Annotated in this window: 10 protein-coding genes; 7 read left to right on the forward strand and 3 right to left on the reverse strand. The window is 64.3% G+C overall.

Features of this window, described 5'->3' with window-relative positions:
* The first annotated feature begins 145 nt into the window (after positions 1-145).
* From ETQ85_RS11750 to ETQ85_RS11760, 3 genes are read left to right on the forward strand one after another with little or no spacing between them, the layout of a single operon-like run.
* Positions 146-1,762 (forward strand): methyl-accepting chemotaxis protein, encoded by a 1,617-nt coding sequence (locus ETQ85_RS11750; protein WP_187394684.1) that lies wholly within the window; start codon positions 146-148, stop codon positions 1,760-1,762.
* A gap of 32 nt (positions 1,763-1,794) precedes the next feature.
* Positions 1,795-2,565, forward strand: coding sequence for an oxygen-binding di-iron domain-containing protein (locus ETQ85_RS11755; protein WP_148579260.1), 771 nt, complete (start codon positions 1,795-1,797; stop codon positions 2,563-2,565).
* A gap of 2 nt (positions 2,566-2,567) precedes the next feature.
* Entirely contained in the window at positions 2,568-4,757 is a 2,190-nt protein-coding gene (locus ETQ85_RS11760) for a putative bifunctional diguanylate cyclase/phosphodiesterase (protein ID WP_148579261.1), read from the forward strand.
* Positions 4,758-4,766: 9 nt separating this feature from the next.
* Here the strand turns inward: ETQ85_RS11760 and ETQ85_RS11765 are convergent, their stop codons facing one another.
* The 3 genes from ETQ85_RS11765 to ETQ85_RS11775 all read right to left on the reverse strand — a co-directional run bounded on the left by ETQ85_RS11765 (position 4,767) and on the right by ETQ85_RS11775 (position 7,301).
* Complete coding sequence (locus ETQ85_RS11765) at positions 4,767-5,750, reverse strand: DUF6976 family protein (protein ID WP_148579262.1); 984 nt, start codon at positions 5,748-5,750, stop codon at positions 4,767-4,769.
* Positions 5,747-6,484 (reverse strand): hypothetical protein, encoded by a 738-nt coding sequence (locus tag ETQ85_RS11770; RefSeq protein WP_148579263.1) that lies wholly within the window; start codon positions 6,482-6,484, stop codon positions 5,747-5,749. Before ETQ85_RS11770 ends, ETQ85_RS11765 begins: the two co-directional genes overlap by 4 nt.
* Before the next feature lie 322 nt (positions 6,485-6,806).
* Entirely contained in the window at positions 6,807-7,301 is a 495-nt protein-coding gene (locus ETQ85_RS11775; protein WP_148579264.1) for an OmpA family protein, read from the reverse strand.
* Between the two features lie 200 nt (positions 7,302-7,501).
* On the opposite strand from ETQ85_RS11775, the gene ETQ85_RS11780 reads away from it, so the two are divergent.
* From ETQ85_RS11780 to ETQ85_RS11795, 4 genes are all read left to right on the forward strand, one after another.
* A complete protein-coding gene (locus ETQ85_RS11780; protein ID WP_148579265.1) occupies positions 7,502-11,098 on the forward strand; it encodes an ATP-binding protein in 3,597 nt (1,198 codons plus the stop codon).
* Between the two features lie 109 nt (positions 11,099-11,207).
* Entirely contained in the window at positions 11,208-11,708 is a 501-nt protein-coding gene (locus tag ETQ85_RS11785; RefSeq protein WP_148579266.1) for a hypothetical protein, read from the forward strand.
* Positions 11,709-11,754: 46 nt separating this feature from the next.
* A complete protein-coding gene (locus ETQ85_RS11790) occupies positions 11,755-13,587 on the forward strand; it encodes a hypothetical protein (protein WP_148579267.1) in 1,833 nt (610 codons plus the stop codon).
* A gap of 76 nt (positions 13,588-13,663) precedes the next feature.
* Positions 13,664-14,656 (forward strand): coiled-coil domain-containing protein, encoded by a 993-nt coding sequence (locus ETQ85_RS11795; RefSeq protein ID WP_148579268.1) that lies wholly within the window; start codon positions 13,664-13,666, stop codon positions 14,654-14,656.
* Positions 14,657-14,691 lie beyond the last annotated feature (35 nt).

A 14,691-nucleotide genomic window follows, 5' to 3' on the forward strand; every position in this document is an offset into this window, starting at 1 on the left:
TTGTTATCGTCACTGGCCGAGCCCTGCCCACGCAACAGCAGGACAGACCCGGGATATTTGCCTCCGCACTTTCCCCAATCGCCGGACATGACGATTCGGATGCCTGCCGAAATGAATCGCCATGCCCGCTTCCGCAGGAAATGCCGTGAAGATCAATCAACCCGTCACTCAACGCGAAGTCCCCTTTCCCCCAGGTCGCTACCTGGTTTCGAAGACCGATCTGAAAGGGATCATCACCCACGCCAACGATGCCTTTGTGGACATCAGCGGCTTCAGCCGTGACGAGCTGATCGGCAGCGCCCACAACATGGTGCGCCACCCGGACATGCCCCAGGAGGCCTTCGCCGACCTGTGGAGCACGATCAAGAGCGGGCTTCCGTGGCACGGACTGGTCAAGAACCGCTGCAAGAACGGGGATTATTACTGGGTCAAGGCCTTCGTCGTGCCCGTGCGCAAGGACGGCCGGGCCATCGGTTTCATGTCGGTACGCACCGAACCCGGTCGCGAGGAAGTGCGCAGCACCGAAGCCCTGTACCGGCAAGTGCGCGACAAACAGGCGCGCTTTCCGTCCATCAACCCCGGCCTGCTCGGACGCTTCTCCTTCAGCACGCGTCTGTGGGCCATCATGGGCGGGATGGCCCTGCTGTCGGCGGGCATCACGGTCGCCTCCTTCGCCGGCGGCCTGAGCCCTGACAAGGCCATGTTCGTCGGCGGTGCAGCCCTGCTCAGCACGCTGGCGGCCATTTCCGTCGGGATCTATTTTTCGTTGAAGTTCAATCGCCCCCTGTCACGGGTCACGGAATTCTTCAACCAGATCGCCGAAGGCAATCTGACCAACCAAGTGGACGTCTCCAGCCGGGACGAAACCGGCCTGCTCTTCTGCCAGCTGGGCGGGATGCAGGTGCACTTGCTGGCCATGCTGGACGACATTGCCACGGCAGCGAATGCCATTGATACGCGCTGCCACAATCTCGACCGGCAGATCGAACAGGTCAGTGCGCAATCCACCCTGCAATACGACAGCGCCAAGAGCGTTGCCTCGGCCACCGAGCAATTGAGCGTTTCGGTGCGCGAAGTCGCCCACAGCGCCAACGACACCACCCGCGCGGCCCAACAGGCCCAGCAACTCATCGAGGCGGGCAACCAGCGAATCGGCCAGAGCGTCGAGATGACCCGGCGCGTCGTCGATGCCGTCGCCCAGTCGAGCGACACCATCAATGCCCTGTCGAGTGCCATCAACAAGATCGGCAGCATCACCCAGGTCATCACCGAAGTCGCCGGGCAGACCAATCTGCTGGCCCTCAATGCGGCCATCGAAGCCGCCCGCGCCGGCGAGCAGGGCCGCGGCTTTGCCGTCGTCGCCGACGAAGTGCGGACGCTCTCCGAACGCACCGCCTCGAGCACCCGGGACATCGCCGCCACGGTGGCCGAGATCCAGACCATCACCGCCCAGGCGGTAAGCGCCATGGCCTCGGCCCGTCAGGAAGTCGAAGCCACCATCATCCATCTGCAGGATGGCGCCGAGAGCCTCAACGGCGTGACCCGGGCCGCCGACGACGTGACCACGATGTCCCGCAACATCTCCGCCGCCACCGTCGAGCAAACCCAGGCCAGCGAAGACGTCGCCCGCAACATGGAACGCATTACCCAACTCATCGAAGGCAACCTGCAGGCAGCCCGCCAAGCCACCGCGGCCGCCAACGAGCTCCTCGACACCTCAGGCGACCTGAAGGCGATGATCGGGGGGTTCCGGATTCATTAACGGTGACAAGTACATCACCGAAGGACAAACGCATGCGCAACATCCCCCTGTTCAGTTCAGACAAACACAAGTTCATCCTGCTGAACGAAAGCGAGCCGGGCGAAGAAGACGGCATCCGCTCCAACCAGTACCTGATCGCCCATGGCGAGCATGGCGTACTGCTCGACCCGGGCGGTTTCGGCGTGATGCCGCGGGTCCTGTCCGAATTGCTGCGCTACATCGGCCCGGACAAGCTGCTGGCGATCATGCTGTCCCACCAGGACCCCGACATCGTCGGCGGCATCGCCACCTGGCTGGAGATCAGCGAAGCACCGGTGTATGTGTCCTCCATCTGGCTGCGCTTCCTGCCCCACTACGGACTGACCTCCATGGAACGCTTCATCGGCGTACCCGATGAAGGGATGCAATGCCAGCTGGCCCCCGGTTTCGAACTGGAACTGGTGCCGGCCCACTTCCTGCACTCCGAGGGGCAGATCAACGTCTACGATCCGATCTCGCGAATCCTGTTCACCGGCGATATCGGCGCGGCCATGATGCCCGAGGGCTCGGAGCACCCCTACGTGGACGACTTTGTCGCCCACCTGCCCTACATCGAGGGCTTTCACCGTCGCTACATGGCCTCCAACAAGGCCACCCGCCTGTGGGTCGAAGCCATATCCCGGCTCGACATCGACATGATCGCCCCCCAGCACGGCCCGGTTTACCGGGGAGCAGCCGTCCCGGCCTTCCTGGAGTGGTTCCGCAACCTGGAATGCGGCGTCGACCTGATGACGGCCGCCGGCCGGTTCCGGACGGATTTCTGAGCATGAAGGCCAATCCCCTGGTGACGTCCGAACGTCAGGAAGCCATGCGTCAGCGCGTCCTGGAGAGCTTCGCCGCCCTTTTCGAGAGCCAGATGCGCACCCGCCGCTTTGCCTCGAGCATCACTGAACTGACCCGCGACACCCAGGCCGAACTCCTCGGCAGCCTGCGCGAATCGATCACCCGTATCGCCGACCTGAAACTCGACAGCCGTGCGCAGGACGGGATCGTCGCGGGCCTCCAACGCGCCGTGGCCCGCTGCGAGCGCTTCGACCAGACCCACAGCCTGCTGGTGGAAGAGCGCCGGCGCCAGTGGCTGAGCAATTCCCGTGACTTGCAGCACGTGATGCTCGAGTTCAACCGCACGTCCAGTGAGCTGGCCGGCACCCTGATCGAAAAGGATCTGCTCGAACGCCAGAGCCAGGTTCTCGAAACCATCGTGCTGTCCCACGAAAAGGTCACCCAGTGGAAAGCCTTCGTGCAGGAAGTGCTGCGGGGTTTCCACGAGTTTTTCCCCTTCGACGTTTTCTTCATTGCCTTTGCCGAAGAGAACATTCTGTCCCTGTACATCTATTACATGGGCGACTACCCGGACGAGGTGAAGGCTTCGGCCAGAAGCAGCCTGGCGCGAGACATGATTGCCCAGCTGGCGCTGCCGGCCGACGTCCCGCTGGACATCGAGGAGTTCCAGGTGGCCCACCGCAAGGGGCGCGCCCTGAGTGACGTCGAGGACATCCGGATGATCACGGTGCCCGTGCCGGACCTCGAAGCCTCCAACCTGGCCGGCTTGCTGGGCATTGCCTACGCCTCCCTCGAAGGTCTGACGCCCCAGGAAAGCAGCGTCATCCACTCCATCCTGGCCGTCATGGTGATGGTGGTCGGCTCCAGCAAGGCCCTCAGCCGGACCCTCTCGGAACTCGAATACTATTCGACCCACGACCCCCTGACCGGACTGCACAACCGGCGCTACTTCAACGAAATCCTCGGCTATGAAGTCGGGCGCTCCGAGCGCCACAACCACCAGTTCTCCATCCTCATGCTGGACCTGGACGACTTCAAGGACGTCAACGACACCTACGGCCACCCATGTGGCGACCGGGTCCTGCAGCAGGTCGCGGACAGAATGCGCGCCTCCATGCGCAACGGCGACCTGGCGACCCGTATCGGCGGCGACGAATTTGCCATCATCCTAGTGGAGACCGGCGTGGAAGGCGCCCTGGTGGTCGCCGAAAAACTGCGCACCGAACTGCGCCAGATGACCTTCGAGGGCGAAGAGGACAAGTACTTCCACGTCACCACATCGATTGGCGTGGTGACCTACCCGAGCGACGCCCGCAGCATCTCCGACCTGATGGCCGGCGTCGACCTGGGCCTCTATCGCGCCAAGGAACTGGGCAAGGACACCATCGGCACGCTCGAATCGGTCAAAGACCGGGTCAATGCCAGCCGGCTGACCCGCGACTATGCCGAAAAACTGCGCGTATCCCTGCGGGAAGGGCGCGTCATTCCCTACTACCAGAGCATTTTCGACTGCCGGACCGGCGAGCCTTTCGCCTACGAAACCCTGGCCCGGATCATCGAACCCGACGGGCGGACCCTGTCGGCCGGCACCTTTATCGACACCATCGAAAAATACGGCCTGGGCCGCGATCTCGACCGCACCATCATCGCCCAGGCCATGCACGCAGCCCGCGCCCGGCTCGATGCGGACAAACCACCCTTCCGGATTTTCATCAATCTTTCGGCCCAGGAAATCCAGGGCCGCGGCATCCTCGGCTACGCCGAACAACTGTGCACCGAGCTGGGCATCCCCCCCAATGTGATCGTCTTCGAGATCCTCGAACGGGATGCCATCGGCGACATGACCCACATGCGCAAATTTCTCAGCGATCTGCGCAAGAAGGGCTTCCTGTTCGCCCTCGACGATTTCGGCAGCGGCTACAACTCCTTCCACTACCTGCGCGAACTGACCTTCGACTACGTGAAGATCGATGGCGCCTTCGTGAAGAACATCGTGCGCTCGAAGGTGGACCGTACCCTGGTGCACAACCTGACCCGCCTGTGCCAGGAACTCGGCATCCTGACCATCGCCGAATTCGTCGAGTCAGAGGACATCCTGCAGGCCCTGCGCGGCATGGGGGTCGATTACGCGCAGGGCTTCCATCTCGGCATGCCGGCTCCGCAGATGCCCTGAGTCAGGCCTTCAGGCCTGCTCGATACTCAGATAGACCTGCGTCTGGTTGAGCAGCAGGTAGGCGATCTCGCCAAAGGTCATCGGCCCGGTGAGCGCCCCGGTGGTACGCCCTTCCAGTCCGCAATACAGGTAGTTGAGGATGCAGTTGCACGACCACAGGGGCAGCGCCTCCACCTCGGCGCCCTGGGCCAGATTGAAGTCCACCGGTGCGGCGAGGCGGTACTCCACGTCGTCGAACACCGGCGCATAGAAATCCACGCGGCCGGCGATGCTGTCGACGCCCTTGATCGACACGTTGATCGACGCCCCGCCGTAATCGGCCACCAGCGGCAGACGCACGTCGGCCTGGCGCGCTTCGAGGTAGGCGGCGAAGTCCGTATCCACGCCATTAACCAGGCAACGGTGGGCCGAGAAACCGGTTTCCGGAAAGCGCAGGCTATCGCCGTCGCCCTGACCCAGCGTATTGAAAATCTCGATCCGGGCGAAGGCCGACTCCGGCAGCGGCACATGCATCACCACTGCCCGTTCCCCGTCAAAAGCCCGCTCCAGCCCGTTCACCACCAGCGGCGCGACCTTGCCAAAATCGTCCAGGTGGCTGCCGGCAATCCAGCCGACCACCGGCTTGATGAACATGTCGGCAAAACTGGGGGCCTTGCGGGCGTACAGCGAATGCGTACCCGAAAAGGCGGGGATGATGATCAGGCTATAGCCGTTGGCCGGCCCGTCCTCGCAAACATGCTCCAGGTTGGTGATGTCGTAGAAACGGATTTCCGGCGCCCCTGCCGTGACCGGGATTTCAGTGACGAAGAGCAGCGCCCGGCTCGCCAGCCCGCCATGCTCGCCCATGAAATAGGGAATCGTGCCGCCGATCCAGTTGCCCGCCGGCAGGCGGCGCAGCAGGGCCTCGTCGCCGGCAAGCATCAGAAAGTGCCCGGCCGCGATCAGCGCAGCGGCCTCATCCACCGTCATCAGGTGGTTGGCCAGAGTGCTCATGCGGCCTCCCGGACGAGCTGTTGCAGCTCATGGGAAAGCATTCGCTCGTTCTTCAGGAAGTAGCGATGCATGTCGCGCAGCTTCATCATGCGCACCTCTTCGTCGGCGATCACCGCCACCTGGGAGCGCGTGCGGGAGAGCAGCAACTGCAGGCTGAGAACGCGCACATCGATATTCAGCGAGCCATCGACCAGGCGTGCCCACACCGGGTCGGACAGCTCGGGGACGCGGCTGTCGGCAGCCGGTTTGCCCGCATCCTTCGGAAAGGCCACCACTGGATTCGGCGACGCCTTGCCGGCGCCCTCCGCGACGCCGTGGCGGCCGTTGTCGATGGCATGCCGGTAGCGCCACAGCTCGGCCATCGGCACATCGAGGATTGCGCACACACCGGCCATGTTCACCCCTTCGTTGAGCAGGGCCAGGATCTGCTTGTCGAGGGCCCGGGTGAAGGGCATGCCCGCCTCTCCGGCCCATTGCTGGCGCGGCAGTTCCGAGCCGACGGGCGGACGGACGTGGATCTGCACTTTCCAGCCGCCGAAGCCGCTGTGTCGCCACACCACCTCCGGCCCGCTGTCGACCGGTTTGGGCCGACTCAGGCGAAACCAGCCGCGTGGCGCGTCCACGCCGATCCACACATTCATGCAGCGGTTGTACTCGTCCGCCCGGCATTCCCGCACGGCCCAGGGCTCCTGGACCTGCAGCAACTGTTTCCACAACGCCAACGCATCGGCCATATCCACCTCGCTGAAAAAGGAGTGCCAAAGCGAAGAGCGTGTGCAAGGGGCATGCCCGAAATGTAGCGCCCTTGCCGGTAAAGGGCTGGCGCCCCCCGGCCCGAAAAATGCCGCAGCGCATCATGTCCATTGCGTGAACATCTGTTGCAGCAGAGTCGCCCTGCCCTGCTGCAAATCGGTCCACCCCGACCAATCGACGATGCCGATAAAGATTTTTCATGCCGGAGGAGCACACATGCCCGCAAGTCGGACTGAAGTCCGGCCCACAGGCATGAAAAAAGCCGGGCGGACCCGGCTTTTGCTGGCGCAGTAAAGTGAAAGCTTACTGAACGCGAACTTCCACGCGACGCGCTTCGGCATCGTCGGCAGCACCGCCGAGGGTGACGGCCGGCTTGCGCATCTGGATCTTGTCGGCCGGCACGCCGGCAGCGATCAGGGCTTCCTTGACGGCCACGGCGCGGGACTTGGCCACTTCGGCATTCACCGCAGCGCCACCGGTTTCGTCGTGGTAGCCGGACAGCAGCACCAGCTTGGCGGGCTCTTCAGCCAGCTTGGCGAGGACCTTGGGCAGCTCTTCGGCGACGGCGGCGGCGGGCAGTTCAGCCTTGCCGGAGTCGAAGTACAGCTTGACCAGCGGCTCGCCGATTTCGGCGATTTCGGGTGCTTCCTCGACGGCCGCCACGGCAGCCGGAGCAGTAGCGCTGCTGGTCTGGCCGGTGACATAGGTGGTGAGGCCAATCACGAGGCCGATCACCAGCGCAATGATGCCGAACAGGATACCCAGTACGAGGTTCTGGTTGTCGTCGTCTTCTTGCATGGAAAATTCCTTTCTAGGTCAATGATCAAATCAAACCCGCCGAGTATACCGGGTTATCCGGACAGACTTCACGCTGCCCCGGCCTGAAAGGTTAAATAGCTTTTCCAGAGCTGCTCCCTCCAAGCCCCTGGCATAAGTTGATTCCCCTATACTCCGGCCGCTCTTCCCGGATAGCCCTCGAGCAACGTCCTGCCCCCTGCATGTCAGTCCATGATCTTTGCCTGCATCTTCAGCTGATCGGCCCCCCGCAGTTGCAGCGCGCCGGGCAGGACGTGACGACAGACATCACCTACCGCAAGGGCTGGGCCTTGCTGGCCTATATGGCCATGCACCGGGACCGCTGGCTGCAGCGCACATCCCTGGCCGACCTGCTGTGGCCGGATCTGCCCCGGGAGGCCGCACTGACCAATCTGCGGCAAGTCCTCAACAACCTCCGTCGAGTGGTACAAACCGGCCTGCCGGCAACACCCCTGGGATGTGAGCGGGAACGCATCGGGCTATTCACCACGCCGGAGTTCCGGATCGATCTGGATGAGTTCTGCGAGCACCGGGCCCTGGCGGTGGCCCAGGGCAAACCGGAAGCCATGGCCTGGCTGCTGAATGAGTTCGCGCCCCGGAGCGCCCACCTCCTCGACGAGTTCCTGCAGGGAATCCACTTGCCAGGCTGCCCAGCCTTCGATGACTGGCTGGACACCACCCGGAGCCATCTGGGCCGGGTACGGCGGCAACTGCTGGCACACCTGTGCACCGCCCAGGCAGCGGCAGGACAGGACGCCATCGCCCTCGTCACCGCCAGCCGCCTGTGCGATCTCGATCCGCTGGACGAAACGGCAGCGATGCGCTTGGCCGGCCTGCGCATGAACAGCGGAGACCGGCGGGGAGCCATCCTCGCCCTGCAGACACTGGAGCGACAGCTTGCCGCGGAACTGGGCACCCGGCCGGGACCAGAGTTCCAGCAGCAGCTGCGCCAATGGCAAAGCAACGCCGCCGACGCCACGGCTGGCGCTGCGCCCCAAGGCAGCAGCAAGATCCCGACGATCACCGGACCGCAACTGGAGCCCGGCTGGGGGGCCGTGCTCTACGTACTCTGCAGCGCCGAGAACGCTACACAGGAAGGCCTCGAGCAGGATGCCCAACACCTCCTCGAGGTTCACCAGCGGGCAGCAGCGCTCGCCCGACGCCTGGACGGAAGGCTGCTCGCACCGGCCGGAACCGGCTTTCTGCTCGGCTTTGGCTTTGCCGCAGCCCAGGAAGGCAGCGCGCTCCGCAGCGCGCTGGCGGCCCGGGAGCTCATGAGCGCCGATGCAGGTACCGCGCCCCTCTGCATCGGCATCGGCTTCGGCCCCGTGGTGCGCAGCACCAGCGGCCTGCTCGGACCACTCCCCGAGCAGGCTCGCCGCCTGGCCCGGCAGGCACGACACGGACAGATCCTGGCCAACCAGGCGCTACGTGGCCCCTGCGGCGTCACCCCCCTGATCCGCTGGCAGGACTCCGGCGCAGACGCCGATGCACTCCTGCTGGAATGGCACACCCCGCTCGAAAACCCTTGCCACGACGCACTCACCGCATGGGGCAGCCGCCCTCTGGCAGGCCGCAGCAAGCCCTTGCAGCAACTGCGTCAGGCATGGCGCCGAGCCGAGGCCGGACATCCCCAATGGGTCGTGCTGCAGGGTGAGGCGGGCGTCGGCAAGACCGCCCTGGCCATGGCCCTGGGTCAGGCCCTGCGAGAAGAAGGCCAGCACGTCCATGCCTGGCGCTGCGATCTGAGCCACCAGCACGAACCCTTTGCCTCCGTCCGGCGCGGCGTGGAACTCAGCCTGACGGACCTCGCAGATGTAGCCGCCCAAGCCGCATGCACCCTGATCGCCCTCCTCGAAACTCCCGCTGCCGAAGAGGCTGCAGGCACACATGCACGAAACGTCCTGCAGGCGGCATTCGACGTTCTGGACGGCATGTGTGCTCACGCCCCCATCCTGCTGATCGTCGACGATCTCCACTGGGCCGATCAGGCCACCCGGGACCTGCTGGCGGGCTATGCGGGCCAGTTCGGAGCACAAACCGTGATGCTCCTCACCACCGCACGCAAAGACTCAGCCATCGAATACGCAGGCACCGCCCCCCTGATCATCGAACTGGAGGGCCTGCCGGCCCGGGATGCATACCGGATGCTGCGACAGCTCGACACCAAGGGACGACTCGGCACGCACCAACGGGAACGCATCATTGCATCGAGTGGCGGCATCCCGCTGTTCATCGAACGTCTGGCCCTTGCAGGACAGGAAGAGGGCGCCCTGCCCCTGCTTTCCGTCCACGAACTCCTCCAGCTGGAGCTAAACCGGCTGGGGCCCTTCCGGGAGGTGCTGCAGCTCGCCGCCGTCATCGGACAGGAGTTCCGGGTGGACCTCCTGGCGCGCATTCTGCCGAATCAGAACATCCCGGCAGTCCTGCACCTCGCCGCCACTCATCGCCTCATCCTCGACACGGGCAACCCGGAAATCGGCATCTTCCGCCACGCACTGATCCGCGATGCCGCCTACGCCAGCCTGCTCGACAGCCAGCGCCGAACGCGGCACGCCGACGTCGCGGCCGAACTGGCCCGTCAACCGGACGCCAACCCCGCCGAGCGCGCCTTCCACCACGAGGCCGCCCACCAGTGGCATGCCGCCCTGGAAGCCTGGCGCCTGGCCGGCCAGGCCGCTAGCGCGCTGGAATGCAGCAGCGATGCCCTCCTGCACTTCGAACTGGCCCTGCACATCGCCCGCACCCCGGAGCACAGCCTGATGGATCAAGCCCCGGCCCTCGGTCTGGCCGCAGGACACGCCGCCATGCAGTGCCAAGGCTATGGCTCAACCCATGCCCACGGCCTCTTCCAGGCCATCCATGACGAGATGGCCGCCCTGCCCGCCCCCACGCCAGCCCAACGCACAACCCTCTTCGAAGCCCTTGCCGGCCTCTACATGGGTAGCGGCTCTCAGGGCCGGAACCAGGGCCTGCTCATCGCCCAGCGCCTGAACCACCTGGCGGACGGCCCGGCCCAACGCCTGATGGCCTGCTTCGCCCTGGGCAACTCCCTCTTCTGGCGCGGCCGCTTCAAGGACGCTCTGGCCGCCCAGGAAGAAGGCATCGCCCTGGCCCGGGCCCTGGGCAGACGCGTGCGGCATACCCGCGGTGCCGACGACATCGGCGTGCTGACCCACGCCTTCCACTGCTGGACCCTCGCCTTGCTCGGCCGCCACCACGAGGCCCGGGCCTCGGCCGAAGCAGGCCTGGAAAGGGCCCGCAGCGCTGGCAACACCCACTCCCTGTGCTTCATGTTGACCTTTACCGCCGCCATGCACTGGACCGCCCGGGACGACCAGGCTGTACTCGAACATGCCGGCCTGGCAACACGCCTCGCCCGCCGCCACGGTTTTCCCCTGTGGCACAGCATGAATGCGCTGTTCAGCCTGTGGGCCCAGGCCCACCAGGGCAAGCTGCAGGGCATTGCACCCGCACTCGATGCCGTCGGCACTCTCCAGCAGGCCTACCGCTCCGGCACAAGCACCGCCCGCTGGGTTCTGGCCGATACCCTGCTCACCCTCCGGCGCACCGATGAGGCCGCCGCCCTGCTTCGCGTCGTCACCGAAGACGTGGAACGCTACCAGGACTATTACTGCGAATCCGCCATCCTCGGCCTGCAAGCCCGCTGCGAAGACGCAGCCGGCCGGAGCGGTACCGCCCTGCGCAGGCGCGCCCGGGCGCTGGCCGAGCTCCAGGGCGCGCACGGCCTGCTCCACAGCACCTGGCTCACCCCCTGAACCCAGTTCGGGTATCGCGCGCCCAGCCAACCGGCGTGCGGCGGCCTTACGAGCCTCTTACGCAATGTCAATAGCATTACCTCGTCACCCACACCCACGAGGATCCATCATGAGCTACACCCCAAACCCCCCCTTTGAATACATCTGGGGCGCCCCCGATTTCGAGCGTTTTACCCGCTTCCTCATTGCCGAATTCAACAGCGAGAACCTGGAAGCCCTGCTTTACCTCCAGTACCTGGAAATGCTCGACGACGCGATCACCGAGCATCACGCCAACTACTTCTGGTACCGCTACATCGCCGACCAACCGGGCGTTCCCCACGCTTCCGTCAACATTCCCAATATCACCATCAAAGCCATCAGCGACTTCACGGCCTTCGCCAACAATGCCCCGGTACGCAACAGCCTGATGATCTCCATCGGCCTGAACCTGCGAGAGCCCTTCGCGCGCTACCAGATTAAGTACGGCACCCCGGACGCCCTGCTGCCCGCCCAGCCCATGACCCGGAAAGGCCTGCTGGCAGCCTACAACCACTGCCTGATGCTGCAAGGCAAAAAAGCCTTCCACGAAGACACGCCGTACAAGATGCCGATCCGGGATCCCCGCTGACCCCCGCACCCACACCCGTACTCCACATTCCAGAAAGGTACCTGCCATGACAGATCCCATTTCCATGACCGACTACGCCATCAACATCGACGGCACCCCCTACAACATGCTCAAGGTTCCCGGCCAGGCCACTCCGGTCGTGGTCGAAGAGCGTGCCAGAATCCTGAGAAACATCGACCTCGATGCCGTCATCAATGGCCTGTCCCAATCAGCCGATCTCATCTACCTGGCCCACAACGCCGTAGCCGGCTTCGGCGACCTTCGGGCCGGTACCGTCAAGCTCCACGACGACTTTCTCCGGCTGGGCATCGACACCAATCTCCTGCTCAACAGGATCGACTCCACCGGCGGCACCATCATCAACAAGCTCACCTGGACCTTCACCTTCCTGACCCAGTACCGGGAAGCCCAGGCCCTGGACTTCCTGGCCATGTGCGGCAAGGAAGCCGCGGCCCTGGCGGCCCAATCCCATGAGCTGTCCAAGCGCTACGACACGGCCGGCGACGATGCCATCCAGATTCTCCGCTCCACCTACGAACGCCAGCACCTGGAGACCGAGAAAAAGAAACAGCTCGAAACCCAGACCAACGATCTCGAAGCCAAGACTGCGCGGGCAACAACCCTGGTGAAGCAGCTCGGAACCCAGAAGAAGCGCCTGAAATCCCTCTACATGGAAGCCAAAAGAAAGTCGGAATCCGCCGAACAGCGGGCGTTCATGCTGGCCATCACCAGCGCCGTGATGAAGCCCATCGCCGACGGCATCGGCGCCTTTGGCGCGGTCTATTCCGGCGGCGCCCTGGCCGGGGTGGCCAAGAACATCATGGCACCGCCCCTCGAACCCATGGAGCCCGCCAACGATCCCGCCCTGAAAAAAAAGGAAGAAGAGCTGGAGCAACAAACCGAAGTGCTGAAGCAGAGCGAATCCGAGGCCGCCACCCAGGAAGCCGCCGCCACCAAGGCCAGCACGGAAAAGAACGACAAGGAAGCCCGCGCCAGCGAACTGGCCGAGAAGACACGCGAGGCCGAGACCAAGCTCAAGGCCGCCCAGGACGACGCAGAGAAAGCCAAGTTCAAGGCCAGCCTGGAAACCCGCAAGGCCGAAGAGAAACAAGCCGCCACCGATGCCGCAGCAGCCCGCCAGCGGGCAGAAAAAGCCGCCGCCGAACTGGAAGCCGCCCGCAAGAAACAGGAACTCGCCAAGGCCTCGGTGGATGCCCTCCAGAAAAGCCTGAGTGCCGCCTCCGAAAAACTGCAGCACATGGCCAACGACTACAACGCGGTGGCCGCACAGTACGCCACGGAACGCACCAGCTACCTCAAACTGATCATGCAAAAGGAGGACATGGAAGCCGACACCCTGGCGTGCATCCAGGAATACGCCGTGCGGATGAAGAACATCTCCACCGACGTCAACAACATAGACCTGGCCTGCACCAGCCTCTTCCAGGCCATCGGTGCGCTCAAGCAGGTCGCCGTCAGCCTGCGCCTGGCGGCGGCCTTCTGGGCCAACATGGCCGACGCCTGCTCAGCACTTGCCGACAACGATCTGACATCCCTGATCAAGACCGTCGCCAACCTGGAAAAAGAGATGCGCAAAGACTTCTACACCAGCGATCTCTTCAAGGAACAGACCATCCGTTACTTTGCCGCGTGGGTCGGAATCCGGGCCGTGGCCAACGATTATGCCGAGCAGGCCAGCATGATCGTCACGCGCACCGCCGATGACTTCAGCAAGAACCTGGACGGTGCCGAAGCCCGGGCCCTGGCGGTGAAACTGGGCGGCGAAGTCCTCGACAAGACAACCAGCGCGCTCGAAACCAACGCACGCCGCAAGCTGGACCTCGAAGAGGCCCTCAAGGACAAACGCGCCGCAGCCTGAAGCCCACCCTAGTCCCTCCACCGGGAACCACGACCCCCTGTGGCGTGGTTCCCGGCCGTCAAGGACCACCAAGACAATGCACACACCACGCCTAAAACACCACTTCGCCGCCCTGGCACTGACACTGAGCCTGGGCACTCCGGCAACAGCCCGGGCAGCCGTGATCGATGAACGGACTTTCGGGCCGGCGCTCATTACCTATCTGCAGGAAGGCCGCCTTGCCGAAGCCAGCGACGAACTGACCCGCTTGTCGCAATTCATGGACCAGACCCATTCCGACGTGTCGGACTACATCCAGCACGCACGCCAGTACCACGAAGGCTGCGCCACCCGGGTGGCCGGCCTGGAAATCCGGATCGGGGATCTCGGGGCAAAACTGCAGGAACTCGACCAGCGCATCCGCGACGCCGAGCAGGAATCCGCTGCACTGCTCAAATCCCGGGACACCCTGAACGGGCGCACCGCCCGCCTGCAGGAACTCGTCAGCAAGGCGCTGGCTGCCATGGAAGACTACCAGCACCACCAGGCCCTGCTGCGCGACTACTGGTGGGTGCCGGGCTATGGCCAGTACCTGGAGATCAAGGTCAAGCTCGACCACCCGGCCCAGACCGGCCTGGCGAAAGAAGCCGCCACCAACGGAGCCACCCTCAAGGCCACCCTGGAAGACCGGGAGAAGAACCGGCAACTGATCTCCGCCCTCCGCGAACACCTGGCCGAAAACACCGAGCGACGCAAAGCCCTGGAGGCGATCGCAACGGAAAGCAAGGCCCTGAACACCCTCTACCGGCAACGGGTGAACCAGCTGACACAGCTCGAACTCCACCTGGACAGGGAAGACAATCAGGTACTCCTGCGCCTGCGCGAGGACGCCCTCGGACTGGCCCAGTTCATCAACGCCTCCGGCGGCGGAAAACAGTTCCAGCGCGACGATCTGTACCGTGAAAAGGGCACCGAACTGCTCCGGGACATCGGCCCCACCCTGGGTGAAACGCTTGGCCTCCTGGACACCTCGCGCCACCACTTCGACGACATCAAGGCCAAACTCGACGGTCTGAGTTGCGATCGCTAACCCGGCCGCCGAGTTCTCACTACAGCGTCATCGAC

It is taken from the genome of Zoogloea oleivorans (assembly GCF_008107625.1).
GTDB lineage: Bacteria > Pseudomonadota > Gammaproteobacteria > Burkholderiales > Rhodocyclaceae > Zoogloea > Zoogloea oleivorans.